25 protein-coding genes, 1 pseudogene and 1 riboswitch are annotated in these 25,244 nt (G+C 66.8%); of the genes and pseudogenes, 12 read left to right on the top strand and 14 right to left on the bottom strand.

The window, feature by feature from the left end; genetic code table 11:
* Window positions 1–32: 32 nt before the first annotated feature.
* The gene (locus tag G4G28_RS04735) at window positions 33–794 is read right to left on the bottom strand and encodes an SDR family NAD(P)-dependent oxidoreductase (RefSeq protein ID WP_182991039.1); all 762 of its coding nucleotides are present in this window, start codon (window positions 792–794) and stop codon (window positions 33–35) included.
* A 255-nt stretch (window positions 795–1,049) separates the two neighbouring features.
* On the opposite strand from G4G28_RS04735, the gene G4G28_RS04730 reads away from it, so the two are divergent.
* The 3 genes from G4G28_RS04730 to G4G28_RS04720 are packed head-to-tail and all read left to right on the top strand — an operon-like array spanning window position 1,050 to window position 3,816.
* Entirely contained in the window at window positions 1,050–1,700 is a 651-nt protein-coding gene (locus G4G28_RS04730; RefSeq protein WP_183108094.1) for a TerB family tellurite resistance protein, read from the top strand.
* Window positions 1,697–3,322 (top strand): hypothetical protein, encoded by a 1,626-nt coding sequence (locus tag G4G28_RS04725; protein ID WP_182991037.1) that lies wholly within the window; start codon window positions 1,697–1,699, stop codon window positions 3,320–3,322. The genes G4G28_RS04730 and G4G28_RS04725 overlap by 4 nt, the downstream gene beginning before the upstream one ends.
* A gap of 50 nt (window positions 3,323–3,372) precedes the next feature.
* The gene (locus G4G28_RS04720) at window positions 3,373–3,816 is read left to right on the top strand and encodes a DUF2846 domain-containing protein (protein ID WP_182991036.1); all 444 of its coding nucleotides are present in this window, start codon (window positions 3,373–3,375) and stop codon (window positions 3,814–3,816) included.
* A 3-nt stretch (window positions 3,817–3,819) separates the two neighbouring features.
* Here the strand turns inward: G4G28_RS04720 and G4G28_RS04715 are convergent, their stop codons facing one another.
* On the bottom strand, window positions 3,820–4,749 hold the full coding sequence (locus G4G28_RS04715) for a LysR family transcriptional regulator (protein WP_183108093.1): 930 nt from the start codon (window positions 4,747–4,749) through the stop codon (window positions 3,820–3,822).
* Window positions 4,750–4,846: 97 nt separating this feature from the next.
* On the opposite strand from G4G28_RS04715, the gene G4G28_RS04710 reads away from it, so the two are divergent.
* Entirely contained in the window at window positions 4,847–5,752 is a 906-nt protein-coding gene (locus G4G28_RS04710) for a DMT family transporter (protein WP_183108092.1), read from the top strand.
* 15 nt (window positions 5,753–5,767) lie between these two features.
* Here G4G28_RS04710 and G4G28_RS04705 read toward each other — a convergent pair whose 3' ends face one another.
* The 6 genes from G4G28_RS04705 to G4G28_RS24685 all read right to left on the bottom strand — a co-directional run bounded on the left by G4G28_RS04705 (window position 5,768) and on the right by G4G28_RS24685 (window position 10,886).
* Window positions 5,768–6,076 carry a DUF2149 domain-containing protein gene (locus G4G28_RS04705; RefSeq protein ID WP_183108091.1) on the bottom strand — a complete coding sequence of 103 codons (309 nt, stop codon included), beginning with the start codon at window positions 6,074–6,076 and terminating at the stop codon, window positions 5,768–5,770.
* Window positions 6,073–6,516, bottom strand: a complete 444-nt coding sequence (locus tag G4G28_RS04700; RefSeq protein ID WP_183108090.1) for a MotA/TolQ/ExbB proton channel family protein — start codon at window positions 6,514–6,516, stop codon at window positions 6,073–6,075. Before G4G28_RS04700 ends, G4G28_RS04705 begins: the two co-directional genes overlap by 4 nt.
* Window positions 6,513–8,036 (bottom strand): cobaltochelatase subunit CobN, encoded by a 1,524-nt coding sequence (locus G4G28_RS27405; protein ID WP_267875271.1) that lies wholly within the window; start codon window positions 8,034–8,036, stop codon window positions 6,513–6,515. Before G4G28_RS27405 ends, G4G28_RS04700 begins: the two co-directional genes overlap by 4 nt.
* Entirely contained in the window at window positions 8,036–9,064 is a 1,029-nt protein-coding gene (locus G4G28_RS27400) for a cobaltochelatase subunit CobN (RefSeq protein WP_267875282.1), read from the bottom strand. The genes G4G28_RS27405 and G4G28_RS27400 overlap by 1 nt, the downstream gene beginning before the upstream one ends.
* A 218-nt stretch (window positions 9,065–9,282) precedes the next feature.
* Window positions 9,283–10,698 (bottom strand): cobaltochelatase subunit CobN, encoded by a 1,416-nt coding sequence (locus tag G4G28_RS25270; protein WP_229507894.1) that lies wholly within the window; start codon window positions 10,696–10,698, stop codon window positions 9,283–9,285.
* The gene (locus G4G28_RS24685; protein ID WP_202033720.1) at window positions 10,698–10,886 is read right to left on the bottom strand and encodes a hypothetical protein; all 189 of its coding nucleotides are present in this window, start codon (window positions 10,884–10,886) and stop codon (window positions 10,698–10,700) included. Before G4G28_RS24685 ends, G4G28_RS25270 begins: the two co-directional genes overlap by 1 nt.
* Before the next feature lie 167 nt (window positions 10,887–11,053).
* A riboswitch (cobalamin riboswitch) is annotated at window positions 11,054–11,272 on the bottom strand.
* 134 nt (window positions 11,273–11,406) lie between these two features.
* Here G4G28_RS24685 and G4G28_RS04690 point away from each other — a divergent pair.
* The 3 genes from G4G28_RS04690 (at window position 11,407) to G4G28_RS04680 (ending at window position 13,981) form a co-directional block, all read left to right on the top strand.
* Complete coding sequence (locus tag G4G28_RS04690; protein WP_182991033.1) at window positions 11,407–12,108, top strand: 2OG-Fe(II) oxygenase; 702 nt, start codon at window positions 11,407–11,409, stop codon at window positions 12,106–12,108.
* Between the two features lie 493 nt (window positions 12,109–12,601).
* Entirely contained in the window at window positions 12,602–13,348 is a 747-nt protein-coding gene (locus G4G28_RS04685; protein WP_183108089.1) for a hypothetical protein, read from the top strand.
* A gap of 42 nt (window positions 13,349–13,390) precedes the next feature.
* Window positions 13,391–13,981, top strand: coding sequence for a C39 family peptidase (locus G4G28_RS04680; protein WP_182991031.1), 591 nt, complete (start codon window positions 13,391–13,393; stop codon window positions 13,979–13,981).
* A gap of 500 nt (window positions 13,982–14,481) precedes the next feature.
* Here the strand turns inward: G4G28_RS04680 and dxs are convergent, their stop codons facing one another.
* The 3 genes and pseudogenes from dxs to G4G28_RS04665 all read right to left on the bottom strand — a co-directional run bounded on the left by dxs (window position 14,482) and on the right by G4G28_RS04665 (window position 17,506).
* Window positions 14,482–16,356 (bottom strand): 1-deoxy-D-xylulose-5-phosphate synthase, encoded by a 1,875-nt coding sequence (dxs, locus tag G4G28_RS04675; protein WP_183108088.1) that lies wholly within the window; start codon window positions 16,354–16,356, stop codon window positions 14,482–14,484.
* Window positions 16,357–17,240: pseudogene (locus G4G28_RS04670) on the bottom strand (polyprenyl synthetase family protein). It abuts the gene before it with no gap.
* A gap of 5 nt (window positions 17,241–17,245) precedes the next feature.
* Window positions 17,246–17,506: an exodeoxyribonuclease VII small subunit gene (locus G4G28_RS04665; protein ID WP_182991030.1), complete on the bottom strand. Its 261-nt coding sequence runs from the start codon at window positions 17,504–17,506 to the stop codon at window positions 17,246–17,248.
* A 458-nt stretch (window positions 17,507–17,964) separates the two neighbouring features.
* On the opposite strand from G4G28_RS04665, the gene G4G28_RS04660 reads away from it, so the two are divergent.
* The 4 genes from G4G28_RS04660 to G4G28_RS04645 are packed head-to-tail and all read left to right on the top strand — an operon-like array spanning window position 17,965 to window position 21,785.
* Window positions 17,965–19,065, top strand: coding sequence for an aromatic ring-hydroxylating dioxygenase subunit alpha (locus G4G28_RS04660; RefSeq protein ID WP_182991029.1), 1,101 nt, complete (start codon window positions 17,965–17,967; stop codon window positions 19,063–19,065).
* Window positions 19,066–19,074: 9 nt separating this feature from the next.
* A complete protein-coding gene (locus tag G4G28_RS04655) occupies window positions 19,075–19,983 on the top strand; it encodes a DMT family transporter (protein WP_229508057.1) in 909 nt (302 codons plus the stop codon).
* Entirely contained in the window at window positions 19,983–20,918 is a 936-nt protein-coding gene (locus G4G28_RS04650) for a DMT family transporter (RefSeq protein WP_182991027.1), read from the top strand. The genes G4G28_RS04655 and G4G28_RS04650 overlap by 1 nt, the downstream gene beginning before the upstream one ends.
* Window positions 20,919–20,924: 6 nt before the next feature.
* Complete coding sequence (locus G4G28_RS04645; protein ID WP_183108086.1) at window positions 20,925–21,785, top strand: sulfurtransferase; 861 nt, start codon at window positions 20,925–20,927, stop codon at window positions 21,783–21,785.
* A 194-nt stretch (window positions 21,786–21,979) separates the two neighbouring features.
* On the opposite strand, the gene G4G28_RS04640 is transcribed toward G4G28_RS04645, so the two are convergent.
* From G4G28_RS04640 to G4G28_RS04630, 3 genes are all read right to left on the bottom strand, one after another.
* Window positions 21,980–22,522: a putative glycolipid-binding domain-containing protein gene (locus tag G4G28_RS04640; RefSeq protein ID WP_183108085.1), complete on the bottom strand. Its 543-nt coding sequence runs from the start codon at window positions 22,520–22,522 to the stop codon at window positions 21,980–21,982.
* Between the two features lie 49 nt (window positions 22,523–22,571).
* The gene (locus tag G4G28_RS04635; RefSeq protein ID WP_182991718.1) at window positions 22,572–23,306 is read right to left on the bottom strand and encodes a ZIP family metal transporter; all 735 of its coding nucleotides are present in this window, start codon (window positions 23,304–23,306) and stop codon (window positions 22,572–22,574) included.
* Window positions 23,307–23,467: 161 nt separating this feature from the next.
* A complete protein-coding gene (locus G4G28_RS04630) occupies window positions 23,468–24,352 on the bottom strand; it encodes a dienelactone hydrolase family protein (RefSeq protein ID WP_182991025.1) in 885 nt (294 codons plus the stop codon).
* A 250-nt stretch (window positions 24,353–24,602) separates the two neighbouring features.
* Between G4G28_RS04630 and G4G28_RS24680 the strand changes: the two genes are divergently transcribed.
* Entirely contained in the window at window positions 24,603–25,235 is a 633-nt protein-coding gene (locus G4G28_RS24680) for a PEP-CTERM sorting domain-containing protein (protein ID WP_202033872.1), read from the top strand.
* Window positions 25,236–25,244: the final 9 nt, after the last annotated feature.

Genomic DNA, 25,244 nt, shown 5'->3' with positions numbered 1-25,244 from the left:
CCTGACCCCAGCGGTTGGGGCTGGATCAATGCTTACTGCGGCGGCTGCCCGTTCGATGCCAGCAGGCCCGCATCGACCGGCAGATTGACGCCGGTAATGAGGCGCGCGTCCTCGCTGGCGAGAAAAGCCATCGCCGCCGCGACACCTTCCGGATCCTCGGGCGCGCCGAGCGGCATGCGTTCCCTGAACTTGGCGACCAGTTCGGGATCGCTCACCATGTCCTCGGTCATGCCGGTTTTGGTGAAACTCGGATTGACCGCATTCACGCGCACCCCGTCCTTTGCCGCATCCATCGCCATCGCGCGCACCATGTTGCTCACGGCTCCCTTCGAGGTGTTATAGGCGAACAGATTCCAGTCGCCGCCAAGGCCCGAGACGGAGGAAGTCATGACGATCGAACCGCGTGTTTTGACGAGTTCTGGCATCGCCGCCTTCGCCATATGGAAGTAGCCAGCGACATTCACGGCCATCACGCGTTCGAAGTCTTCCTCACTGGTTTGTGTGATGTCGCCTTCGGTGGCCATCCCGGCGTTATTGACCAGGATATGCAGCGCGCCGAAACGCTCGACCGCCGCCTTGACGGCAGCCGTTGCCGTCTTCCTGTCGGCCGTGTCACCGACCTGGACGAGAATGCGGTCCTGCGGCAGTTTCGCGGCCGCTTTCCTGAGGCTGGCTTCGTCGATATCGAGCATCACGACACGGGCGCCTTCGTCGAGGAAGCGGTGGGCAGCCGCCAGGCCGATGCCGGAAGCGGCGCCCGTGATCAGTACGGCTTTATCGGTGAAACGCTGCATTCTTTCTCCCTTTGGCTGTCCAGAATGTGAGCACGACGATATCACAGGCGAAAACGCACGGTTTTTCAGGAGAAATCGAAGTCCGGTTCCACATAGTTCCCAGCTTGAAGTCCCGCACTGTGCCGGCAACGCTCCCGCGCTCGCGGAATTCATGCAATGTGAGTATTCAATAGTTTCCTTACGGAACTTTGCGTCTACCATAGCGGATTGCTCGCTGCCCTCCCGGCAGCTTCCACGATTCATCAGGAGAACTACATGGGATTCTTTAAATGCCTCGCCTACGTCGCCGGCGGCGTCGGCGCCGTCGTGCTGGCGCCGATGACCGGCGGCAGTTCGCTTGCCGTCGCCATTGGCGCGCTCGGCACGACGACCGCGGCCGGAGCGGCGATTGGCGCCGGCATCGGCGGCGCCGCCGCGGCGGTCGATCACGCGTCCAGCGCGAGCGATACGGCCTACCGGAAAGGGGTGGCCGAAGGCACCAAAGCCGGGGAGCGCGCGGCCCAGACGAAGTATGAAAAGAAGATGGCCGCGCTGGCCAAGCGCCTGCAGGCTTACCAGGACTTCGAGAAGAAGCTCGTCGCCATGTACGCGGTGGGCCTGGCCATCGCGAATGCAGACGGTGTCATCTGCGACGAAGAGCGCCAGGAACTCGACCAGTTCATTGCCGGCTGCAGCGCCGCCAACCTGCCGCCCGTCCTCAGCGAGCGCGTGGCCAGGCTGACCGCCAAGCCCCCTACCCTGCCGCAGGCGCTGCAGTATGCCAAGCACGCCGGGCTGCCGAAACGGGATATCGACGATATCGTCGACGTGATCGCCCATGCGGATGGCGTCGTCAACACGCACGAAGAACAATTCATCGCGCGCTGGAAATCGATGTCGGTCAACTACGAAGCCAGCCTGGCATGAAACCGTCACGCGCCGAACTGCACCGCAAGCAAAAGGCCCGGCTCGATACCTTGCGGGAGCACCGCGCCGGCATCGCCTCCTACCGCGTGCCCACCGACGGAACCGACAGCACAGGCACCAGCCATGCGGCCCATGCCATCCTGGACGAGATGCTCGAGGAGCACGCGGCCGAAATGGCGGCGTGGAATGCGCCGGTCGGCGTCTCGAACCGCGAGACGCGCGCACTGCTAGCCCAGTTGCGCACCCGCTGGGATAGCGAACGCATGGACGCGCTGCTTGGCGATTGCCGCAATGCCGTGCTGCGCGGGATCGCCGGTCCCTTCGGCCTCGGCCAGGTTCTCGCGGCGGCCGACAAGGCGGGCGGCAACGTCACCACCGTGCACAATGCCAAAGAAGGCGTGTATGCGCGCAGCGAGGACGAATTCAAGCGCGAAGAATACGCCGGGCAGGCCTACAAGACGGCGCGCGGCACATACCGGGATGCGAGCATCCATCCCGATTCCCAGATGATCGTGGACGAATACTCGGGCGAGCTGCTCGATTATTCGCAGGCGGACTGCGACCACATTTACTCGGTCAACCAGTACCACAATGAAGGCGGCTTCATGCAGGACAAGGGGAAAAAGGAGGCCTTTGGCGCCGACCCTGACAACTTTGCCATGACCGCGAATGGCGCCAACCGCTCCAAGCAGCAAAAAGCGCTCGACCAATGGCGCGACAGCCAGGCCACCGACGGCAGCGGCCGCAACAACAAGGAGCGCTACGGCCTCGACGACCGGCGCGTCAAGCCCGCCATCGGACGCGGCCAGCGCGCCGCTTCACAACACGCACCAGGCCTGGGCGACAAGGCGGCCTACTATGGCGAGCGTGCGGTCGCAACGGGCACCGGGCAAGCCGGCAAGATGGGTTTGCAGCAGGCAGTCGGCCTGTTGCTGACCGAATTCCTTACCGCGAGCTTCGATGAAGTCCTCGACGCCTACAGGAAAGGCCTGCGTGGCGATACCGGCAGCGCGGGCTTTTTCGACGCGCTGCGCAAGCGGCTGGGAAGGATCGTCAAACGCGTCGCGGCGAAATGGCAAGACACGCTGGCCGCATTCAAGGATGGCGCCATCAGCGGCTTCCTCAGCAACCTCGCCACCATGCTGATCAACATGCTGGTCACCACCGGCAAGCGCGTCGTGCGCGTCATTCGGGAGGGGATGATGGCGATCCTGTCGGCCCTGAAGCTGGCGCTGTTCCCACCCAAGGGCATGACGCGCGCGCAGGCCGGCGACGCGGCCCTCAAGCTGTTGGCGACCGGATTGACGACTTCGCTGGGCATCATGGCCGAGGAAGTGGCGGAAAAGGCGATCACCGCCCTGTTCGCCACCCACCTTCCCCCGCTGGCGCCCCTGGCCGGACCGGTTGCCGCCGTGCTCGTTGCCACCATGACCGGCCTATCCAGTGCCTTGCTGGTGTATGCCATCGAGCGCCTCGACCTCTTCGGCGTGCGCCGCCAGCGCGAGCATGGGGCTGTCCTGGCGGAACTGGATCTGGCGATCGCGGATGGCGACCGGCGTATCGACGCGATGGTCGACAGTGTGCTCGATGACGAGCATTTGCGGCTGCTCGGGGCGGTTTGACGCCCGGTGTAGCCAATCCACGAAAATTTACCGCAACAAGTTAAAGCAACATGAAAATAGTATCGATCGTTCTGAGTGCCCTGTTACTGTCCGGCTGCGCCGTGACGCCCTATAAAGACCTGAATCTGGATACGACATCCAACTTCACGAAACCCACCGAAGGAAAAGCTGGCGTTTATGTCTACCAATGGAAAACGGGGATCATCGGGTCGCTGATGGACGTGAATTTCGAGATCAAGGGCCAGCCGAAGATTCCCCTGAATACGGGCGAATATGGGTACTACGAGGCCAACCCGGGGACGTACGAATACAAACTGCAGGGGTTTCCGAGCTTGTACATTCCCGTCGAATTTGAAGCGAACAAAAACTATTTCTTCCGCGCCGCTTTAGCCAACGGGTCCGACATCTCGTACCTGGTGCGCGACCAGGATGAGATCGAATCGGCAAAGAAGAACATCTCGAGTGGACGGTACGAACTCTACAACATCGATTGAGTTTCAAAACGCATCCCACTCCGGATGCTCGCCAATCTTCTCCACCAAAAAATCGATGAATACCCGCACCTTCGGCGGCAGGAAGCGGTCCTGCAGGTAGATGGCATAGAGCTGGTCGCCGAACAGTCCCAGTGGCTGCACGTCGGGTAGCAGGCGTTCGGCGCGGCCGTGGGCGATGTCCTCGCCGACGATGTAGGTCGGCAGCAGCGCGATGCCGGCGCCGCCCAGCATGGCCATGCGCAGCGACTGGCTGCTGTTGGCGGCCAGGGCACCTACTACCTTCAGCGGCGAGCGCTCGCCGTCCACCATGAAGGTCCAGGTGGCGCTGCGCGATTCGCCGAACACGATGCATTGGTGGTCGCGCAGGTCGGCCAGCGTTTGCGGCCTGCCGCGGCACGCGAGGTAGCCCGGGGCGGCCACGAGCGCGTGGCGGAGCCGCCCGACGGGCCGCGCCACGGCGGTCTGCAGGTCGACCTGCGCGGTCAGGCGCAGCGCGATGTCGAAACCCTCTTCCACCAGGTCGACGCGGCGATCGTTCAGGTTCATGACGACCGTGATGTCCGGATAGCGCGCCATGAACTCGGGCAGCAGCCGCGCCAGCTGGGCGTTCCCGAAGGCCATCGAGGTCGTCACACGCAGGGTGCCGCTCGGCCCCTGCTGCAGCCCGGCGATCGTCGCTTCGATCGCCCTGGCCTCTTCCACCATGCGCACGGCGTGCTGGTGGATCTCGCGGCCCGCTTCGGTCATGCCGATGCGGCGCGTCGACCGGTTCAGGAGCTTGGTCTGCAGCGCGTGCTCGAGGCGCGCCACCTGCTTGCTGATGGCGGCCTTCGTCGTGCCCATCTGGCGTGCGGCTTCCGAAAACGTGCCGGTCTCGACGACACGAACGAATGCCCAGATGTCGCTGAACTCGCGTGGTTTGATCTCTTCCATGGTATCCAATTCGGAAACAATGTTTTATCCAGTCGAGGCATTGTATCGGAACTGATGACATCTTAAGCTCGATGCATCGATCCCACCGGAGATACCCATGACCGCCCCGAGCATCGCCAAAGCCTCCACCGCCACGCCGTCCCTGCCGATGCTGCCCGCCCTGCCCACCCTGTTCGTGCTGACCTGGAGCACCGGCTACATCGTCGGCAAGATCGGTTTGCCGTATGCGGGGCCCTTCACGCTGCTGTTCCTGCGCTTCGGCGTGGCGGCCCTGATCCTGCTGGCGGTCGCGCTGACCACACGCGCGCCCTGGCCCGCCACCCGGCGCGAGTTCGGCCATCTGGCCGTGGTCGGCCTGCTGCTGCAGGCGCTGCAGTTCGCGGGGCTGTATTCAGCGCTCAAGCTCGGCGTCAGCGCCGGCGTATCGGCGCTCGTCGTCGGCACCATGCCGGTGTTCACGGCACTGGGCGCGGCGCTCTTCCTCGGCGAGAAAACCAGCACCCGGCAGTGGATCGGACTGGCCGGCGGCTTGTGCGGTGTGGCGCTCGTCGTTGCCGACAAGGTGGGGACAGGCGGCGCGAGCCTGGCCGGTATCGGCTCCTGCCTGCTGGCCCTGGCCGGAATCACCCTCGGCACCCTCTACCAGAAGCGCTACTGCGCGGCGATGGACCTGCGCACCGGCGGCTTCGTCCAGCTGTTTGTGGCCAGCATGGTGGCCTGCGGCCTGTCGCTCGGCTTCGAGGGCTTCGCGGTGGAGTGGACGCCACGCCTGCTGTTCGCCTCGACCTGGCTCTCCACCGTCAACTCGATCGGGTCGATCAGTTTGTTGTTCGTCCTGATGCGCAAGGGCGAGGCCAGCAAGGTCGCCAGCCTGTTCTACCTCATTCCCGGCGTGACCGCCTGCATGGGCTATGTCCTGCTGGGCGAAACGCTCAGGCCGATGGCGCTGGCGGGCTTCCTGGTGACGGGCGGCGCGGTGTATGTCTGCACCCGCAACCGCTGAGGCAGTGCGGGCAGCTCACCTGGCCGGCTCGATCAGCATCAGTTTGCCCGTCTTCGGATCGCGGTACACCTCGCCGACGCGGTCGTAGCCGCTGCCGGCCTGGCTCGCGCCGCTGGCCGGGCGCTCGATCTGGCGGCCCTTCTCGACCGGGCGCGGTGCCTTCAAGGCGCCCTGGCTGCCGGCGATCGCGGCGATCAGGCCGCAGGCGAACACCAGCATCACGTCGACCAGGTTGACCAGGCTGGCGCGCGGATCCTCGTCGTCCTGGCCGAAGCGCGCGTCCAGGCGCGAGTACAGGCGCAGGCGTTTGCGGCCGGCGATCATGCCGCGCCTTCCATCGCTTCGAGGGTCTCTTCGTACCAGCGGCGGCGCAGCTTGCCGATCACCATGCCGCCGATGCCGGCGACCAGTCCCAGCACGGTGGCGTCGAAGGCGACGGTGACGGCGCTGGCCAGCCGGGCCGGATCGCCCTGGCCCAGCGCGGCCAGGCCCGGTCCGAGCGGGATAATCGTGGCCATCAGCCCGAGCATCGGCGGGATGCGCGCCAGCAGGTCGGCGCGTTCCAGGCGCCGCCGCGCCACCGCCTGCACGCGGGCGAGGTCGCCCGCCGCATGCAGCCGCGCCAGGCCGTAAAAGCGCTCGCCGACGGCGATGCCGCCTTCGAGCAGCGCCAGTGCGCAGCCCAGCAGCAGGGCTGCGAGGGCCGGCGCCAGCAGCCAGCTGACGGCGTCGTGCAGCCAGGCGAAGGAAAAGAAGTCGATCATGGAATGCTCCCGGAAGGTTGAGGAAGAATCGGTCGAGCGCCGCGGCGCACGCCGAGCGCGAACAGGACGCAGGCACAGGCGAGTGCGCCAAGTACACCGGCGACACGCAGGCCGACAGGTGCGGGCGCGTCGGGCGACGCCAGCAGTTCATAGGCACGCACGGGCGCCGGCGCCGGCGCGGGCGTGGGCGCAGGCGTGGCGCCAGCCGTGCGCCGCGCCGACAGCGGCGCAGTCGCCGCTGCCCCAGCATGCGCGGTGGCCCGAGGGGTCGGTGGCGCAGGCAGCCCTGCCTCGCCGCGCGCGCGTGCCAAAGCCACGCCCAGCAGGCGCGCGTCGGCGTCCTCCAGCTGCGGCGCCAGCCACTGCCACATCGGATGCGCGGGCGAGGTATGCCCGCTGCCGGGCAGCCCGTTGGCGGCCACCAGGCGCGCCAGCTCGCCGCCCATGCGGCGGACGGTGGCGCGGTCGGTCTTCCAGTAGCCCTTCTCGGCCGCCACCATGAACACCGCCAGCATGTGCGCCTTCACGTGCACGTTGTGGCGCTCGCCCAAGAATTGCGGCAACTGGAGGCCATGGGCGTCGTCGAAGTAAACCGCCTTGACCTCGTCCCACGCCCAGCTCTTGACCAGGTCGGGGCGCGTCACCTGCCAGCCCCACAAATTCTCGACGAATTCCTGGCCCATCGTGCGCGCGCCGGCATAGCCGTGTCCCATCAGGGGCTTGAGCCAGGCGGGATTGAGGAAGCGCCCGCGCAGCTCGCCCAGCAGGGCGGAGGCCAGCGGCTCGACATCGGCCTGGCCGGGCTGGCCGTGCTGCAGGATCATCGCGTCCGGCACCCGCCCGGTGCGCGTCTCGACAGCAAGCGACAGGCCGCCCGGGTAGTCGAAGGCATCGTTGTTGTCGAGCAGGCCGTAGAGATTGCTGGCACGGCCGTGATAGGTGCGCGCGATACCGCTTAGTGCGACGTCGAAGGCGGCGTGGTTCGCCTCGCCGCTCGCGTCCAGGCCATAGGCATGGCCCATGCGGTTGCGGTAGGCGCGCCCGAGCTCCTCGCGTTCGCGCCAGGCGCCGGAGCGCTCGGTCAGGCGATTCACGCCGGTGCCATAGGCGCCAGGCGCATCGCCGAAGACCCGCTGCGCCGCGGCCGTGCCGGCGTCCACCAGCGGCATGCCGCCGCTGCGCAGGGTCCTGGTGCGCGCCAGCCACCCGGCTGCCACGCGGTTGTCCGCCAGCGTTTCGTGGCCCCAGCTCGCGCCCGGCAGCGGCGCCAGTGCCGCCGTCAGCGGCTCGCGCAGCTGGGGGTCCTCTTCCACCGTGGTGGCGGCCGATGCGGCCAGCGCCAGCCTGCCGGCGCGGTCGATCAGGCGGATCAGGTTCGGATACAGGTCGCGGAACAGTCCCGAGGTGGTGACGATGGCATCGCGCCGTGGTGCCCCGGGCTTCAGGCGCACATCGGTCACGATGCCGCGCGCATTCCACACCGGCTCGGCGCCCATCATCGCCAGCGCAAAGGCGACCATTACGCCCTCGTCGCGCACCGCGTCGGAGGCCCACAGGATGATGCCCTCGCTGCCCCCTCCTTGCCGTTCGCGCGCGCGGCCGCCTTTGTCGCCAGCCGCTCGCCCAGGCCATAGCCCAGCCGCGTCGGCAGGATGTCGCCATCGACCGCATGGAAGTTGCGCCCGGTAGGCAGCGCCTCGGGCGAACGCAGCGGGTCGTTGCCCTTGCCCGGCTCGATGTAGCGTCCGTCCAGGCCGGCCAGCAGGCCCGCCATCTCGAGACGCGGGGAGTCCACCAGCTTGCGCTCGACGTCAAGGTCGAGGATGCCGCCCTTGCGCATGGAATCGAGCATCAGGTCGAGCGACTGGCGTTCCCATGGGCGCCCGAACACGTGCAGGCCGTAGGGCATGAACTTTTCCTGCAGCTTGGTCAGGTAGTGGCCCACTTCATGCGCCAGCAGGTCGTCGTCGGCGGCGTCGAAACCGATGCCGCGCACCTTGAGCACATCGGCCATCGAGGCTTCCAGTTCGGCGCGCAGGTTCAGTTTGGTCACGCGCTCGCGCATCACCGCCGCGGCCTGCGTTTTCAGCGTCTCGGAGCTGGCCGCCTCGTAGCTCTCGACCACCTGGCGCAGCGCCAGCAGCTCGTCGTACAGGGGCGTGGCCGCCAGCGGTGGCGTCAGGTGGTCGACCATCACGGCCAGGCCGCGCCGCTTGGCCTGGGTGCCCTCGCCCACGCCGTCGACGATGTACGGGTAGATGCCCGGCAGGTCGCCGGCGATCAGGCTGGGGTAGTCGTCCGCCGCCAGGCCGACGGCTTTGCCCGGCAAGAATTCATAGGTCGAATGGCGCCCGACATGGACCAGGGCGTCGGCCTTGAAGCGGTCGCGCAGCCAGTGATAAAAGGCCAGGTACTGGTGCGGCGGCGTGATGCTGGTGTTCGCATGCAGCAGCTCTTCGTCCACTTCCCAGCCGCGCGGCGGCTGCGGGCCGATGAACACGTTGCCGAACACGATGCCCGGCACCAGCAGCCGGCCGCCCTCGACCATCACCTTGCCCGGCACCGGTCCCCAGCCGCGCAAGCCTTCGATGCCGTAGCCGGCCAGGCGCCGCTGCAGGGGGCCCAAAGACCGGCAGGGGCGTTGGGCGCGCTCGTCGAGACAAGCGGTATAACCCGCTTCCAGCGCCGCCAGGTCGCGCAGTGCCAGCGCCCGCTGCGGGTGGTCGGCGCCTTCGACCAGGTGCAGCAGTTCCTTGATGACGACATTCACCTGCTTGCGTCCCAGCGCCTGTTCTCCGGAAGCTTCCGCTTCCAGCACGTCGGTCTGCAGGCGCCCGAGCAGGCCGCTTTGCATCTCGCCCTGCACGCGCGGCGGCAGTGCGCCGAACCAGCGCGCATAGTCGGCGGATTCGACGCCGGCGACCTTGTCTGCCAGTTCGCGCAGCGCCGTGCGGTCCTCCGGCAGGTTGACGCCCTGCGCCATGATGCGGTCAAGCAGCGCTTCGGCGAGGCCGGCAGCTCGCCGACCGTATAGCCGGCCGCCTTCAGTGCGACCAGCATGTCGAACAGCGAGGCCGGCACGTCGAGGTTGTCGGCGCCGATGTTCTGGCGTCCCGGCGGATGGTTGTAATAGATGAGGGCGACGCGCTTGTCGCGGTTCGGCTTGGCGCGCAGGGCCAGCCAGCGGCTCACACGGGCGGCGACCCGCTCCGCTTCCGGCGCCAGCACGACCGGCGGCCGGTGTTCGATGCCGGTCAGCGGATCGTGGCGCGGCTGCCCCAGCGCCGCCACCACGATCGGCTGGCCGATCCCCTGCAGCTCGGGCAGCGCCACCCGGTACTGCACCGAATCGGGCGTGAGGCCGTCGGGCGAGAGGCGCCATTGCACGGCACTGCGATCCATCAGGCGGATCGCCTTGAACACCGGGATGTCGAGCCGCTTGAAGGCAGCCTCCACCGCCTCGCGGCCCTCGGCCGCGCCGACCACGAAATCCTGCAGCACGACGAGTGCCGCGGGCCGCGCCGGCGCGATCAGTTCCGGCAGGCGCTCGAGGGCCTCGCGCGAGGCGCCGCCCCAGCGCGCCGCCAGCTGCACGCAAGCCTGGCCGTGCGCCTCGATGCGCCGGCACAGCGCGGCCGGGACCTCCTGGTCCATGTTCGCCAGATCGAGCACGACGACCGTCGGCCGCTCCTTCAGGCCCAGGCTGGCGGCATGGCCCCAGGCGCCGGCATCGGCCAGCTCGCGTGCGCCGACGCGCAGGCGCAGCGTCGGTTCCGGCTGCGGCGCGGGCAGCGCACCGGCACGGTCCGGCTGCGCATCCAGCAAACCGTCCAGCAACGCAGCCAGGTTGTCGCCCCCGCCGGCCTGCCACAGGCGCCGCGCAGCCAGCCAGTAGGCCGCGGACGCGTGGGCCTGCGCCGCCGCCAGCGCGGCCTCCGGCGGCGCCTCGGCGGCGAGCTGGCGCAGGGTCTCCGGCGAAAAATCGTGCAAGCGGCCATGCCGCCCTCGCGTCGACAGGCTGAGGGTCGCCTCGCCGTTGAAGGCGAGGATGGCAGTGGCGGGACGCGCGTGGCGGCCCGGGGCATCCTTCAGGCGCCGCGCCGGGTCGCCGAAAACGGCGACGGCCAGCACGCTGTCGGCCTGGCCGATCCAGCGTCCCAGGTCGCGTTCGCTCGCCGCCATCAGCTGCGCCGTCGTGCGCAAGACGATGCGGTCGTGCGGATGCGCTTCCGGTGGCGGTGGGCGGCATCGACGGCGGCCGGGGCGGCGCGTTCGGTAACGGCGGCGAACAGGGTGGCGGCGCGCGCGGGCAGCAGCGCCAGGCAGCACAGCAGCATCGCAAGGACGCGGGAAGATAGACGGGCACTCATCGACGTCGACGGGTAAGGCACGCGGGGCGCGCATGAAAACCAGGCTACCCATGCCCTTCGCGGGAAGTCGCTTGCGCGCAGCAGCGCGCCGCAACGGGCGCGCACGAGCTCATGACCGGAACGAAGGAAAACGGACAGCCAACCGGCAACGCCACACCCCGGGCGCTGCAAAGTACTGCACGACTGGCCGGTCTTCTGGCTTGCCTTCGTCCTTCCCTGTCCTTGCCTTCCCGTGCGATGCACAGTGGCGTATGGCCAGGGTCGTCAGGCCTACAGCAGCGGGGGCTGCGCCGGACTGGCGGGGGATGGCTATCCCGCGCGTCACCGGCTTCCCGTTTCACCCTCCGGCAGACAAGCAGGAGGGCACCAATCGCGTAAAGGGCGAATTCTACATGCACCCTGCCGTGTTGTCACATCGCCATGGCCCCTACCCTGCCCGGATACGGGGGTGCGCAGCCCTGGCATGGCGCGGTACACTGGCACAAAAAAACAATCACCCCATCACGGAAAAGAGACGACCTTGGACGACTTCATCGGCATCTACGACAACGCCCTCAGCCCCGAACAATGCGACGCCATCGTGGCGCGCTTCCATGCCAGCGACAAGGTCGTGCGCGGACGCACCGGCAACGGCGTCGACACGAACAAGAAGGACAGCTGGGATCTCACCATCGGCCCGCACAAGGAATGGCATGACATCGGCAACCTGATGATGGCGGCCGTGGCCCAGCACCTGGCGAGCTACATCGACCGCTACCGCGCCCTCGTGCTGGGCGCGCTCGCGCCCATGGTGGCGCATCCGCGCACGGGCGAGCCGGTGGCGCTGTCGCTGGCGAACTTCGACGAATGCGGCAGTCCGCACCTGCCCGCCCTGCTGCAGGCGATGTACCGCTGCGGCCCGATCAACCTGCAGAAGTACCTGCAGGGGACGGGCGGCTACCACCATTGGCATTCCGAGATCTATCCGCAGAACGCCAGTTGCGAAACCCTGCACCGGGTGCTGCTGTTCCAGTTCTACCTGAACGACGTGGCCGAGGGGGGCGAAACCGAGTTCCTCTACCAGGACCGCAAGATCGAAGCGCGCAAGGGCCGCCTGATCATCGCGCCGGCGGGCTTCACCCATACGCATAAAGGCCACGTGCCGGTCAGCGGCGACAAGCTGATCGCGACCTCCTGGATCCTGTTCCGGCGCGCCGAGGAGTTGTTCGGACAGGGCCGCTGACAAGACGGCGCCTGCTGCCGTTCGGCCGATAGCCGGATGGACATGCTTTCGCCCGCCCCGATAACAAAAAATTTGTTGAGTAGTGAGATTGTCTTCACTACAATACGACGCATCCCACGGCTCTTGTCTATACAAGCGCCCCGCATCCTGCCCGCCTGGCGAATGACGCCGGCCGGACTTCTGCCCGGAACGTCCACAAGACCGTTCCGGACCTTCCAGGGCGCGACTTTGCCGGACCCCGGGTCCTGCGGCACTCCCTGTCGTCACCACGCGCTCCATTTGTTTCGCCTGCTTCGGGCAGGACCGGCCATACCCGCCGCATCCGTATAGCCGCCGCCTCGCTCCTTGCATCATCGCTCACCGCCGGTCCGGTGCCCCGCGCCGTGGCCAGCACCCGATGTCCTGCACGCAGCCCGCGTGCATGTTTGTCGCAGCACCTCCGCGCCCGTCCGGACAGGCGGGTTTCGCTTCAACATTTGAGGAGTCAGCATCCATGCAACACCCACATCGGCAGCACCTGACCTATCGACACGCGCTCGGCGCCCTGGCACTCGGCGTGAGTCTCGCCTTCGGCAGCGCGCAGGCCGGCCCGCAAGCGGCCGACCACACGGCGGCGCAGCAGGCCAGCGCCAGCAACGGCGCCGCCCTGGCCGCCGCGCAGCGCGACCTGAGCACCTTCATCAACCAGCTGCTGCAGCAGCGCGCCGGCAGCCCGCTGGCCGACTTCCCGCTCGACGTCAAGGATGTCAGCGAACTGAAGGACGCCCGCATCGGCTACGGCTTCCCGGTCTACACGATCGATCCGGACAAGATCCTGGGCGCGAAGGGCAAGATGAAGGACATGGCGCGCCATGCGAACCAGTGGCGTTTCGTCGTCATGGCAGGCGAGCGTCCGGTCGGCATGGCCACCGTCGAGCGCCAGAACGGCCGCTTCGAAACCGTCGCCTATGGCGCCGCCGTGCTGTCGAAGGACCTCGACAGGCTCGTTGCCCAGCACGGCAATGCGGACCGCTCGAACCTGCGCCTGGTGCGCATCTACCAGGCGCGCTCGGACCTGCTGGAAGTGAGCGGCGTCGGCGGCAGCGCCCGTTTCGCCCCGCTGCTGTCGGCGCGCACCTCGCTGTCGATGGCGAAGGGGACGGTGAATGACGCCAAAGCGGTCGCGCCCCTGCTCGACGATGCCGAGATCCTGCCGGCGCTGCGCGTGGCGGTGAAGGGCAACCTGGACCAGCACCGCTAAGACGATCCCCACAACTACAACATGCAGCTTACGGAGACCCCTATGAAGAAGAATGTCACTCAACTCGTGCTCGGCCTGGCGCTTGCCGCCGCCCTGCCCGCCGCGTTCGCGCAAGCGCGCGCGCTGAACGTTCCGCTGACGACCCAGGAACACAGCCAGTGGTGCTGGTCCGCCACCAGCAAGGCCATCCTCGCCGTCTACCAGCGCACGCCCAGCCAGTGCCAGATCGTGAACTGGGCCTTTGGCCTGAACTACGCCTGCGGGAATGGCACCTTCAACTGGAACAGCTACGCCAACCAGCCCAACAGCATGTATGGCACGGCGGGCAGCGTCCAGAACATCCTCAATGCCTGGGGCGTGCCGAATACGGCCTACAACTCGGCTTCGTCGTGGAGCAGCGTGGTGTGGGACATCAACGCGAATCGCCCCTTCGTGATCCGCTATGGCTGGACCAACGGCGGTGGACACATCATGGCCGGCCGCGGCTACCAGAGCTACAACGGCGTGAACTACATCTACATGATGGATCCATGGCCGGGCGAGGGGCTGACCTACCGTACCTACAATTCGGCGGTGGCGGCATCGGATCACCGCTGGACGCATACGCAGCGCATGAACGTCAGCGCGTTTTGATTGGTTGTCTCGGAGCCTTGCGTTCATGCGTGTCGTGGACGGTGGGCTCGGGGCGCCCACCCTACGGAGTCTGACCTACCGCATCGACAATTCGGCGGTGTCGGCGTACGTCCATTGGTGGACGCATACGCAGCGGATGAACGTCAGTCAGCAGGGTGGGCGCCCTGTGCCCACGCGGTAGGCACGATAATGGACGCCGCAGTCCCGCGTGGGCTCGGGCGCTCACCCCACGGGTCTGGAGAGCCCACGCTACGCCCCAGGCAACATACCCGTAGGGTGGACGGCTCTACCGGGACGGCCGTGTTCATGCGACGCCGATGCCGTCCACGCGTTCAAGCAGCGGCCGATACGCCGCGACGATGCGTATACAGGTTGAACGCGTGGACGGCAGCAAGGCCGCGGGTGTACCAGCCGTCGGGTATAGCCGTCCACCCTACGGTCGACGAAGCGGGAAAAAAAAGCGGCGCCTCGGCGCCGCTTCTTCGTTTCATCCAATTGAATCAGGTGTTGTTCACCACCAGCCGCGGCTCGCCCGCCGCGCCGAAGCGGGTGCGGATCGAGGCGGCGATGCCTTTCGCGTCCAGGCCGACGGAGGCCAGCAGCGCGGCCGGGTCGCCCTGGTCGATGAATTTATCGGGCAGGCCGAGGATCAGCAGGGGCTTGACGATGCCGGCGGCGGCCATCGCTTCGGCCACGGCGCTGCCGGCGCCGCCCATGGTCGCGCCCTCTTCCACCGTCACCAGGTAGTCGTGGCTGGCGGCCAGCTGCTCCACCAGCGCGGCGTCGAGCGGCTTCACGAAACGCATGTTGGCGACCGTCGCGTTCAGGTCAGCTGCCGCGCCCATGCTCGGCGCCACCATCGAACCGAAGGCGAGGATGGCGATCTTCTCGCCCTGGCGCTTGATGTCGCCCTTGCCGATGGCGATCGAGGTCAGCTCCTCCTGCAACGGCGCACCGATACCGGCGCCGCGCGGGTAGCGCACCGCGGCCGGGCCCGGATAGTGGTAAGCCGTCGTCAGCATCTGGCGGCATTCGTTTTCATCCGACGGCGCCATGACCACCATGTTCGGGATGCAGCGCAGGTAAGGCAGGTCGTAGTTGCCCGCGTGGGTGGCGCCGTCGGCGCCGACCAGGCCCGCGCGGTCCAATGCGAAGGTCACGTCCAGGTTCTGCAGCGCCACGTCGTGGATCAGCTGGTCGTAGGCGCGCTGCAGGAAAGTCGAATAGATCGCCACCACGGGCTTCAGGCCTTCGGTCGCCAGGCCCGCGCCGAAGGTCACCGAGTGCTGCTCGGCGATGCCGACGTCGAAATAGCGCTCCGGGTACTGCTGGTGGAAGCGCACCATGCCCGAGCCCTCGCGCATCGCCGGCGTGATGCCGACCAGGCGCGAATCGACGGCTGCCATGTCGCACAGCCAGTTGCCGAAGACTTCGGTATAGGTCATCTTGGCGGGCGCCGTGGCCGGCTTGATGCCCTCGGTCGGATTGAATTTACCCGTGCCGTGGTACAGGATCGGCTCGGCCTCGGCCAGCTTGTAGCCCTGGCCCTTCTTCGTCACAACGTGGAGGAACTGCGGCCCCTTGAGCTTCTTGATGTTTTCCAGCGTCGGGATCAGCGAGTCGAGGTCGTGGCCGTCGATCGGGCCGATGTAGTTGAAGCCGAATTCCTCGAACATCGTGGCTGGCACCACCATGCCCTTGGCGTGTTCCTCCAGCTTGCGCGCGAGGCCCAGCACGGGGCCCGGCAGCACGGTCTTGCCCACGCTCTTGGCGGCGGCGTAGAACTGGCCGGACATCAGGCGCGCCAGGTAGCGGTTCAGCGCGCCGACCGGCGGCGAGATCGACATGTCGTTGTCGTTCAGGACCACCAGCAGGTTGCAGTCTTCCTCGACGCCGGCATTGTTCAGGGCCTCGAAAGCCATGCCCGCGGTCATCGAGCCGTCGCCGATGACGGCAATCGCGTGGCGGTGTTCGCCCTTGATCTTCGCGGCCGCAGCCATGCCCAGCGCTGCCGAAATCGACGTCGACGAGTGCGCGGTGCCGAAGGTGTCGTATTCGCTTTCGTCGCGCTTCGGGAAGCCCGACAGGCCATTGAGCTGGCGCAGCGTGTCCATGCGGCCGCGGCGGCCGGTGAGGATCTTGTGCGAATAGGTCTGGTGGCCGACGTCCCAGACGATGCGGTCGTGCGGCGTCTCGAAGACATAATGCAGCGCGATGGTCAGTTCGACCGTGCCCAGGTTCGAGGACAGGTGGCCCCCCGTCTTCGCGACCGACTCGAGCAGGAACTGGCGCAGCTCGTTCGCCAGGGGCGTGAGCTGGGTGCGCGGCAGTTGGCGCAGGTCCGAGGGGTCGTTGATGGTTTCTAACAGGTTCATTTATGCCTTCCGCTGCACGATCAGATCCGCGAGTTCGCGCAGCCGCAGTGCTGGTTCTCCAAATGGCGCCAGCGCATCGATCGCCTCGCGCCGCAATTGCTCCGCCAATGCCTTCGACTGGTCCAGGCCCAGGATCGAGACATAGGTCGGCTTGTTGTCGGCCGCATCCTTGCCCGCCGTCTTGCCGAGCGTGGCCGAATCGGCCGTCGCGTCGAGCACGTCGTCGACGACCTGGAAGGCCAGCCCGACCGCTTTCGAGTAGGCACCCAGGGCTTCGAGCTCCGTCTGGTTCAGGTCCTTGCCGCACAGCGCGCCCAGCAGCACCGAGGCGCGCAGCAGCGCACCGGTTTTCAGCTGGTGCATGCGTTCGAGCTGGTCCTGGTCGAGCGCAAGGCCGACACTGTCGAGATCGATGGCCTGGCCGCCGCACATGCCGCTTGACCCCGCCGCTTCGGCCAGCAGGCGCAGCATGGCGACCAGCCGTGCCGGGGGCAGCGTATCGGCGCCTGCCAGTACGCCGAAGGCCTGGGCCTGCAGGGCATCGCCGACCAGCAGCGCCGTCGCTTCGTCATAGGCCACATGCACCGTGGGTTTGCCGCGGCGCAGGTCGTCGTCGTCCATGCAGGGCATGTCGTCGTGCACCAGCGAATAGGCGTGGATCATTTCCGGGCGCAGGCGGCGCGCGCCAGTGCCGCCGGGTCGGCGCCGAACAGGGCGCCGCTGGCGTACACCAGCAAGGGACGCACGCGCTTGCCGCCACCGAGCACCGTGTAGCGCATGGCTTCGTGCAGCTTGGTCGGCACGCTCGTGGCCGCGGGCAGGAAGCGCGACAGCGCCTCCTCGACCTCGGCCTGGACGCCGCCCATCCAGCTGGAAAAGGACAGCGCGCTCATTGACTACCCTCGCCGACGCCGTCGGCACTGAAGGGTTTCAACATGTCGCCTTCGAGGACTTTCACCTGCGACTCGACCTTGTCGAGCTGCCCCGCGCAATACTTCACCAGCTCGGAGCCGCGCGCATAGGCGGCTACCGAGGCTTCCAGCGGCAGCTGGCCGCCTTCCATCTGGGTGACGAGCTGGGCCAGCTCGGCCATTGCTTCCTCGAACGAGGCCGGAGCCGTCGTCGCTCCCGCGTTTGCATTGATTGCCATAGTGTCTTCTTGTTGGGCCAGCGATCCCGTCATGCGCATCGGGTGCGCCGCGCGGGACTTGAATCGCGTATTTTAAAACAATACACACCCTTGGGGTGGTCTTGCGCGATTGCCGAGCTCAGTCTAGAAGGGTTCGTCGGAAGCGCCAGCCCCCGCAACTTCATGAAAACCATGCCCTTCTGGCACTTTCTGCGCCATTCCGCCCCGCAGTCCCGCGACGGCCCGCACCCCTGAACGCCAACCGGCGCGAGCAGCACGCGATCGCCATGCCCCCTTCACCGCGCCAATTCGGCGGACGGGACAACAATCCAACGCGCAACAGCTTATCCATCCCGGTTGAGCTCGTAACACGCTATAATCTCCGGTTCTGTCCGAATTACCGTATTTCCTCAGCGAAAAATACTGGTCTTTGGATTCTTTCTTCTCTTTGGCACGCTGCTTCTATAAGGGGGGTTGGGATGTCCGATCTGGCTACCCACGCCAAGCTGGCGCGCTCGTGCGCGCAGCTTCCGGTAAATGTTTATTTTGACGACGCACTGTTGCAGCGGGAAATCCAGCAACTGTTCCAGAAGGGCCCGCGCTACGTCGGTCACGAACTGATGGTGCCGGAAACGGGCGACTTCGCGACCCTGCCTTCCGAAAACGAAGGCCGCATGCTCGTGCGCAATGCCAACGGCATCGAGGTGCTGTCCAACGTCTGCCGCCATCGCCAGGCGCTGATGTTCAATGGCCGCGGCAACGCGAAGAACATCGTCTGCCCGCTGCACCGCTGGACTTACGACCTCAAGGGAGAGCTGATCGGCGCGCCGCACTTCGCGGAAACGCCCTGCCTCAACCTGGCGAAATCGCCGCTGCAAAGCTGGAACGGCCTGCTGTTCGAGCAGAACGGCTACGACGTCATGCAGCAGCTGAAGGCGATGTCGGTCTCGAAGGACCTCGACTTCTCCGGCTACCTGTTCGACCACGTCGAGATCCACGAGGTCGACTACAACTGGAAGACCTTCATCGAGGTCTATCTCGAGGATTACCACGTCGAGCCCTTCCATCCGGGCCTGGGCAACTTCGTCTCCTGCGAAGACCTGAAATGGGAATTCGGCCGCGACTTCAGCGTGCAGACCGTGGGCGTGAACCGCGGCCTGCAGAAGGCCGGCTCGCCGACGTATAAAAAGTGGCAGGAGCAGGTACTGAAGTTCAATGGCGGCAAGGAACCGAAGCAAGGCGCCATCTGGCTGACCCTGTACCCGAACATCATGGTCGAGTGGTATCCGAACGTGCTGGTCGTGTCCACCCTGTGGCCGCTGGGTCCGCAAAAGACGCGCAACGTGGTCGAGTTCTACTACCCCGAAGAGATCGCGCTGTTCGAGCGCGAACTGGTCGAGGCCGAACGCGCCGCCTACATGGAGACCTGCGTCGAGGACGACGAGATCGCCCAGCGCATGGACGCCGGCCGCAAGATCCTGGTCGAGCGCGGCGTCAACGAAGTGGGACCCTACCAGTCGCCGATGGAAGACGGCATGCAGCACTTCCACGAGTGGTACCGTAGCAAGATCGCGCTGTAAGCCGTGTGGATGCTCTTCGCCAGCTTCGCCTTTGCCCTGATGGGCACCTGCGTGAAGCTGGCGTCGACCCGGTACTCGATCGCCGAGATCGTGCTGGTGCGCGGCCTCGTCGGGGTCGCGCTGCTCTTTTTCCTGGCCCGTATCAAGGGCCGATCCCTCGCCACCCCTGAACCGCTGGCCCACCTGTGGCGCGGCCTGCTGGGCGTGGCCTCGCTCTGGCTCTGGTTCGCGGCGATCGCCCGCCTGCCGCTGGCGACGGCCGTCACCCTGAACTACCTGTCGCCGATCTGGACCGCCGTGGCCCTGATCGTTGCCGCCCTCTGGCGCGGCGAGCGGCGCTTCCCGTGGGCGCTGCTGGCTGCCATCCTGGCCAGCTTTGGCGGCGTGGTGCTGGTGCTCCGTCCCGCCTTCGCCGCCAACCAGTGGCTGGGCGGACTGATGGCGCTCGCTTCCGGCGCGCTGGCGGCGCTGGCCTACCTGATGGTGCGGCGCCTGAGCCGCAAGGGCGAGCCCGAATACCGGGTCGTGTTCTATTTTTCGCTGCTCAATGTCGTCGCCGGCCTGGCGGGCACGCTCGCCTTTCCCTCCTCCGGCTCGCATGCGCCCGACTGGCGGGGCGCGCTGCTGCTGCTTGGTGGGCCTGACCGGTACCGCCGGCCAGCTGGCCCTGACCCGCGCCTACCGCCTGGGCCGCACCCCGGTGGTGGCCAACCTGCAGTACAGCGGCATCGTCTTTTCCAGCCTGCTGGGCGGCTGGATCTGGGGCGACGCTTTCCACTGGACGGTCTGGGCCGGCATCGCCGTCATCCTCGCCTCCTGCATTGCGGCCAGCGTGATCGGGCGCCGCACTGTGGCGCCAGGCGCGCCGGCGCAAGCTGCTGTATCGTCTACCCTGGTTTCATCATCGTAGGAAAGTAATGCCCTCACTGTGGATGTTGTTCGCCAGCTTCGCCTTTGCCGCCATGGGCGCAGGCGTGAAGCTCGCTTCCGAGTTCTATACCACCTCCGAACTCCTGTTCTACCGCGGCATCATCGGCTCGCTCGTGCTGCTGGCCATCGTGCGCCACCAGGGCGGGAGCTTCCGCACCCCCTTCCCGAAAGCCCACCTCTGGCGCAGCCTGGTCGGCGTGACTTCGCTCTGGCTGTGGTTCTTCGCGATCGGCAAACTGCCGCTGGCCACGGCCATGACGCTGAACTACATGGCGCCGATCTGGATCGCGGCCGGGATGTTCCTGGCCGGCTGGTGGTCGCGCGCGGCAACCGGCGCCAATACTGTCGAGTGGCCGCTCGTCGTGGCGGTCGGCGCCAGCTTCGTTGGGGTGATCCTGGTGCTGCAGCCGGCCATCGAAACCCAGCAGTGGCTGGGCGGCCTGGCCGGTGTGTGCTCGTCGGTGATCTCGGCGATGGCCTACATGCAGGTGCGCAAACTGGGGCAGATGGGCGAACCCGAATACCGCGTCGTGTTCTATTTTTCGCTGACGACGGCCATTGCCGGCCTGGTAGGCGTAGTGAGCGGCGACGGCAAACCGGTCGGCCTTCCCTTCCACGAGCACACCCAGGGCGGCGCCCTGCTGCTGCTCGGGATCGGCGTGGCCGCGCTGATGGCGCAGATGGCGATGACGCGCGCCTACCGTGTCGGCAAGGTGCTGGTGGTGGCGAACCTGCAGTACACCGGCGTCGTGTTTTCCAGCCTGTGGGGCCTGGCCCTGTGGGGCGACCGCTTCGACTGGCACGTCTGGCTGGGCATCACCGTGATCCTTGCCTCGGGCATCGCCGCCACGTTCTACAATACGCGCAGGACGGCGCGCGGCGCCGTCCTGGAAAAGACCGATCCGATCGCAAGCGAACTGTGAGGCCACATGTACACCACTCTGATCTCCGCTTCAGACCTGGCACAGCACATCGACGACCCGGACTGGGTCCTGGTGGACTGCCGCCATGACCTCGTCAACCTGACCGCCGGCCGCGCCGCCTATGCCGCCGGCCACCTGCCCCATGCCCTGTTCGCCGACATGGAGACGGAACTGGCCGGCCCCAAGCGCGGCGAGGACGGCGTCTTCCGCGGACGCCACCCGCTGCCTGACAAGGACGCTTTCGTGTCGACGCTGCGCCGCTGGGGCGTGGGCGACACGACGCAGGTCGTCGCCTACGACGCCCACGGCGGCATGTACGCGGCGCGCCTGTGGTGGCTGCTGCGCTGGATCGGCCACGAGGCCTCGGCCGTGCTCGATGGCGGCGGCCTGCCGGCCTGGCAGGCGCTGGGACACCCGCTGTCGAACGATCCGCCCGAACCGCGCGCCGCCGGCGGCATCGCGGCGCGCGCGCCCTTCGTACCGACGGTGACGGTGGCCGAGGTGCTGGAGAACATCGAGAGCGCGAAACGCACCGTGATCGACGCCCGCGCGGCCGACCGTTTTCGCGGCGAGAACGAGACCATCGATCCGGTCGGCGGGCATATCCCGGGCGCGCGTAACCGCTTCTTCAAGGACAACCTGCAGGGCGACGGCCGTTTCAAGGCACCAGAGCAGCTGCGCGAGGAGTTCGGTGCCGTGATCAGCGACCCGAAGGACGCGATCATGCAGTGCGGGTCGGGGGTGACGGCTTGCCACAATCTGCTGGCGCTGGAAGTGGCGGGGATGCCGGGAGCGGCCCTGTATCCGGGGTCGTGGAGCGAGTGGTGCAGCGATCCGGGGCGGCCGGTAGCGACCGGGGATCGATGATTTTCATCGGTTTCGACTGATCGAATGCCGTACCGCGTGGGCTCGAGAGCCCACCCTACGGGCGGTGGTATGCGCACCTCACGTATGGAGTTCGGCGATAGGCAGGGTGGGCTCTTGAGCCCACGCGGTCGTACGGTCGCATGCCGCACTGCCACGCGGAGCCATACCAACGGCAATGCCTTGGCATGTGGACGTCACCCGGTGCGCCGGAACAATCCAGGGTAATCAAGCACAAACCCGTCCCCGTCGACCGTCAGGTCGGCCTGGAAACCCGTTCCGACGCTCTCGAAGCGCACCCGCGCGTCGTCCAGGCGGGTGTAGGCCTGGCGGGCCTTTTCCACCCGCAGCTCCGGTATCCAGACCCAGGCGACGTCGATCGGCTGCCGTTCGGTCAGCGCGGCGCCGAGGCGGCGGATCGGCAAGGTATTGGTAAAGCAGCTGGCGGTCAGGTCGATGTCGATGCAACCGTCCAGCGCCGCCGTGGTCGCGCCATCCTGGCCGCGCCAGTGGCCGGCACCGTCGGCAAACAGCGCCAGGCGCGCGCCGCCGGCGACCTCGATGACGGCATGGCGCACCCGCCATTCGCCATCGCATTCGATGGCATAGCGTGCGCCAAAATTGGCGCCGCCCTCGCTGCCGATCACCACGCCCTGGGCGGTGATCGTGTCGCCATCGCGGCGCACGACGAGGTGCTCCAGTCCAGTACCCGATTCGGGCATCCAGCGATAGCTGTGCATGGCACGCTCCTCTCGTCGGCACGACCGGAGCAGCGTGGAACGACAGCCCTTAGTGCCCGGTCAGGAACAGCACGATGATAACGCCAAGTCCGATCAGCAGCACCTGCGGAATCGACTCCTTCACCGTCGCCCTCCTCTGCATCTGCGGCATCAGGTCGCTCACGGCGATGTAGATGAAGCCCGACGAGGCGAATACCAGCACGTAGGGAATCAGGCCGCTGGCGCGGTCGAGGGTGTAGTAGCCGAGCAGGCCGCCGGCCACCGCCAGCAGGCTGCACAGCAGGTTGAAGACATACGCCCGCATGCGCGAGAAGCCGGCATTGAGCAGCACGATGAAGTCGCCGATCTCGGTCGGGATTTCGTGGGCGACGATGGCCAGCGCGGTGACGATGCCCAGTTCCGGGTTGGCGAGGAAGGCCGCTGCGATCAGGATGCCGTCCGTGAAGTTGTGCATGCCGTCGCCGATCAGGATCATCCAGCCCGACTTGCCCGCTTCCCGCGCATCGTGGCCGTGGGCGTGGTGGTGGCCATCGCCCTCGTGGTGGTGCGAATGGCGCAGCAGCGCCAGCTTCTCCAGCATGAAGAAGACCAGCAGCCCGGCCAGCAGCGTCGCGAACAGCTTGTGCGGGCTGGCGCCGGACTCGAAGGCCTCGGGCAAGGCATGCAGCAGGGAGGTCGACAGCATGATCCCGACGGACAGGCTCACCAGCCGCTCCACCATTTTGGAGAGCAGCGTGAAACTGAAGACAGCCGCGGCCGAGATGCTGACGACGCCGGCGATCAGGGTCGCCAGCAGGATGGAAATGAGAATCGGGTCGATTTGGAAACCTCTAACTTTGCAAACCCCGGCAAACCTGCTGCGCGTCGGTTTTCCGGGGATCGCCGGATCGTGCGTCGTGTGGCAAACCGGGCATTGTACCGCTCCAGGCCGCTACGCGGGCTCGATTACACGACGCCGTGCCCCTTGAACCAGTCCAGCGCACGCCGCCAGCCATCCTTCGCGTCTGCCTCGACGAAGCTCGGACGGTAGTCGGCATGGAACGCGTGTCCGGCATCCGGGTAGACCACGAACTCGGACTTGCTGTTGCCCTTGGCCAGTGCCGCCTTCATGCGCTCGACCGATTCCAGTGGAATGCCGGTGTCCCTGGCGCCGTACAGGCCCAGCACCGGCACCTTCAGGTTCTGCGCGATGTCGATCGGGTGTTTCGGCGAGTTGGCCGTGGCCTCGCCTACCAGGCGGCCGTACCAGGCCACGCCCGCCTTGACCTTCGGGTTATGGCTTGCATACAGCCAGGTGATGCGTCCGCCCCAGCAAAAGCCGGTGATGCCGAGCTTCTCGGTATTGCCGCCGCGCTGCCTTGCCCAGGTAACGACGGTGTCGAGGTCCGACATCACCTGCGCGTCCGGCGTCTGCGACACGATGTTCTTCATCAGGTCGGCGATGTTCGGCACCTTGCCGGCGTCCCCCGCGCGCACGAACAGGTCGGGTGCGACGGCCATGTAGCCCTGCCTGGCGAAGCGGCGCGCAACGTCCTTGATGTGCTCGTGCACGCCGAAGATCTCGGAAATGACGAGGATGACCGGCGGGTTCTCCTTGCCCTCGGGCTGGGCGCGGTAGACGGGGACGTCCTGGCCGTTGATGACGATGATGTGGTCCGCGGCGGACAGGCCGGCGGTATCGGTCTTGACCAGGGTTTGCGCTTCCACCGGCAGCACCGCGGCGGCAAAACCGGTGCCGACGGCGGCTTTCAGGAACACGCGGCGGTCGACGCCGTCTTCGAAACTGCTGGCGGCGAGCAGGCTGTCGCCATCCTGTACGAGATCCTTCATTGCATCCCTCCAGTCCAAGGTTGTAAGGCTGACTATCTTAACAGCGAGGCAGCGATCGTGCGTCCGCAAGGCTGGCCTGGCCCGGCAGCAGATTTGCCTCGGCGCTCTGCAAGTTGCACTGTCGACATTCTTTACAACTGGCAGTTGTCATAAACAGTTGACAAACAAGACAGCCCGGCAATCCAGGGTGTACGGACAGGTGGCGCGGGAATTGCTAGAACGATTCCTGTCCACAACGGGAGTCCATACCATGAACATCAAATCCTTGCTGGCCGCTGCCAGCCTCAGCCTTTTCTGCGCAAGCAGCCACGCCGGCGTCATCTACGAATGGCAGCCGACCAACGAAGAAACGCCGCGCGGCATCACGCTGCAGCTCGAATTCGACGAAGCCACGGTCAATAGCGGCGCCTTCAGCTTCAACCTGGCCGACTACCTTGGCGCGCACAAGCGCCCGCGGCAGGGCCTGCTCAGCCTGACGTACAGCTTCGATGCCGAGAACGGCGACGGCCTGATGTCCTACTCGTCCAGGACCGGCTTCGACAGCGGGTACGGACCCGACGCGCTGCTGGAACTGGACCTGCGCTTCGGAAGCGATGGCCTGCTGTCCGGCTACATCTACGCGAACGACACCGAACACCATGTCGGCCTCGATTCGAGCGGCAGCCTGTTCACGGTCTTCACCGCCAACAGCGACGCCGGCATGGGCGGCGCCGGCTGCGGCTGGACCACCGACGTCGAGTGCGGCGGCGCCTCGGGCTACCTGCGCCAGACCGGGATCACGCCCACGGTCCCGGCAGGCGAAGTCCCGGAACCGGCCTCGCTGGCCCTGCTCGGCCTGGGCGTGCTGGCCGCCGCTGCCACGCGGCGCCGCAAGCAACGCTGAGCCACCGCT

The organism is Massilia sp. Dwa41.01b (assembly GCF_014171775.1).
In the GTDB taxonomy this organism is placed as follows: Bacteria; Pseudomonadota; Gammaproteobacteria; order Burkholderiales; family Burkholderiaceae_D; genus Telluria.
Note: the sequence above shows the minus strand (reverse complement) of the source record. Positions and strands in the feature narration are given on the sequence as shown.

Excerpts from the sequence above, each read along its gene's own strand:
- G4G28_RS04735 (WP_182991039.1), bottom strand. The coding sequence starts at position 794 with ATGCAGCGTTTCACCGATAAAGCCGTACTGATCACGGGCGCCGCTTCC.
- G4G28_RS04730 (WP_183108094.1), top strand. The coding sequence starts at position 1,050 with ATGGGATTCTTTAAATGCCTCGCCTACGTCGCCGGCGGCGTCGGCGCC.
- G4G28_RS04725 (WP_182991037.1), top strand. The coding sequence starts at position 1,697 with ATGAAACCGTCACGCGCCGAACTGCACCGCAAGCAAAAGGCCCGGCTC.
- G4G28_RS04720 (WP_182991036.1), top strand. The coding sequence starts at position 3,373 with ATGAAAATAGTATCGATCGTTCTGAGTGCCCTGTTACTGTCCGGCTGC.
- G4G28_RS04715 (WP_183108093.1), bottom strand. The coding sequence starts at position 4,749 with ATGGAAGAGATCAAACCACGCGAGTTCAGCGACATCTGGGCATTCGTT.
- G4G28_RS04710 (WP_183108092.1), top strand. The coding sequence starts at position 4,847 with ATGACCGCCCCGAGCATCGCCAAAGCCTCCACCGCCACGCCGTCCCTG.
- G4G28_RS04705 (WP_183108091.1), bottom strand. The coding sequence starts at position 6,076 with ATGATCGCCGGCCGCAAACGCCTGCGCCTGTACTCGCGCCTGGACGCG.
- G4G28_RS04700 (WP_183108090.1), bottom strand. The coding sequence starts at position 6,516 with ATGATCGACTTCTTTTCCTTCGCCTGGCTGCACGACGCCGTCAGCTGG.
- G4G28_RS27405 (WP_267875271.1), bottom strand. The coding sequence starts at position 8,036 with ATGGTCGCCTTTGCGCTGGCGATGATGGGCGCCGAGCCGGTGTGGAAT.
- G4G28_RS27400 (WP_267875282.1), bottom strand. The coding sequence starts at position 9,064 with ATGGTCGAGGGCGGCCGGCTGCTGGTGCCGGGCATCGTGTTCGGCAAC.
- G4G28_RS25270 (WP_229507894.1), bottom strand. The coding sequence starts at position 10,698 with ATGGCGGCGAGCGAACGCGACCTGGGACGCTGGATCGGCCAGGCCGAC.
- G4G28_RS24685 (WP_202033720.1), bottom strand. The coding sequence starts at position 10,886 with ATGAGTGCCCGTCTATCTTCCCGCGTCCTTGCGATGCTGCTGTGCTGC.
- G4G28_RS04685 (WP_183108089.1), top strand. The coding sequence starts at position 12,602 with ATGCAACACCCACATCGGCAGCACCTGACCTATCGACACGCGCTCGGC.
- G4G28_RS04680 (WP_182991031.1), top strand. The coding sequence starts at position 13,391 with ATGAAGAAGAATGTCACTCAACTCGTGCTCGGCCTGGCGCTTGCCGCC.
- dxs (WP_183108088.1), bottom strand. The coding sequence starts at position 16,356 with ATGAACCTGTTAGAAACCATCAACGACCCCTCGGACCTGCGCCAACTG.
- G4G28_RS04665 (WP_182991030.1), bottom strand. The coding sequence starts at position 17,506 with ATGGCAATCAATGCAAACGCGGGAGCGACGACGGCTCCGGCCTCGTTC.
- G4G28_RS04660 (WP_182991029.1), top strand. The coding sequence starts at position 17,965 with ATGTCCGATCTGGCTACCCACGCCAAGCTGGCGCGCTCGTGCGCGCAG.
- G4G28_RS04655 (WP_229508057.1), top strand. The coding sequence starts at position 19,075 with ATGCTCTTCGCCAGCTTCGCCTTTGCCCTGATGGGCACCTGCGTGAAG.
- G4G28_RS04650 (WP_182991027.1), top strand. The coding sequence starts at position 19,983 with ATGCCCTCACTGTGGATGTTGTTCGCCAGCTTCGCCTTTGCCGCCATG.
- G4G28_RS04645 (WP_183108086.1), top strand. The coding sequence starts at position 20,925 with ATGTACACCACTCTGATCTCCGCTTCAGACCTGGCACAGCACATCGAC.
- G4G28_RS04640 (WP_183108085.1), bottom strand. The coding sequence starts at position 22,522 with ATGCACAGCTATCGCTGGATGCCCGAATCGGGTACTGGACTGGAGCAC.
- G4G28_RS04630 (WP_182991025.1), bottom strand. The coding sequence starts at position 24,352 with ATGAAGGATCTCGTACAGGATGGCGACAGCCTGCTCGCCGCCAGCAGT.
- G4G28_RS24680 (WP_202033872.1), top strand. The coding sequence starts at position 24,603 with ATGAACATCAAATCCTTGCTGGCCGCTGCCAGCCTCAGCCTTTTCTGC.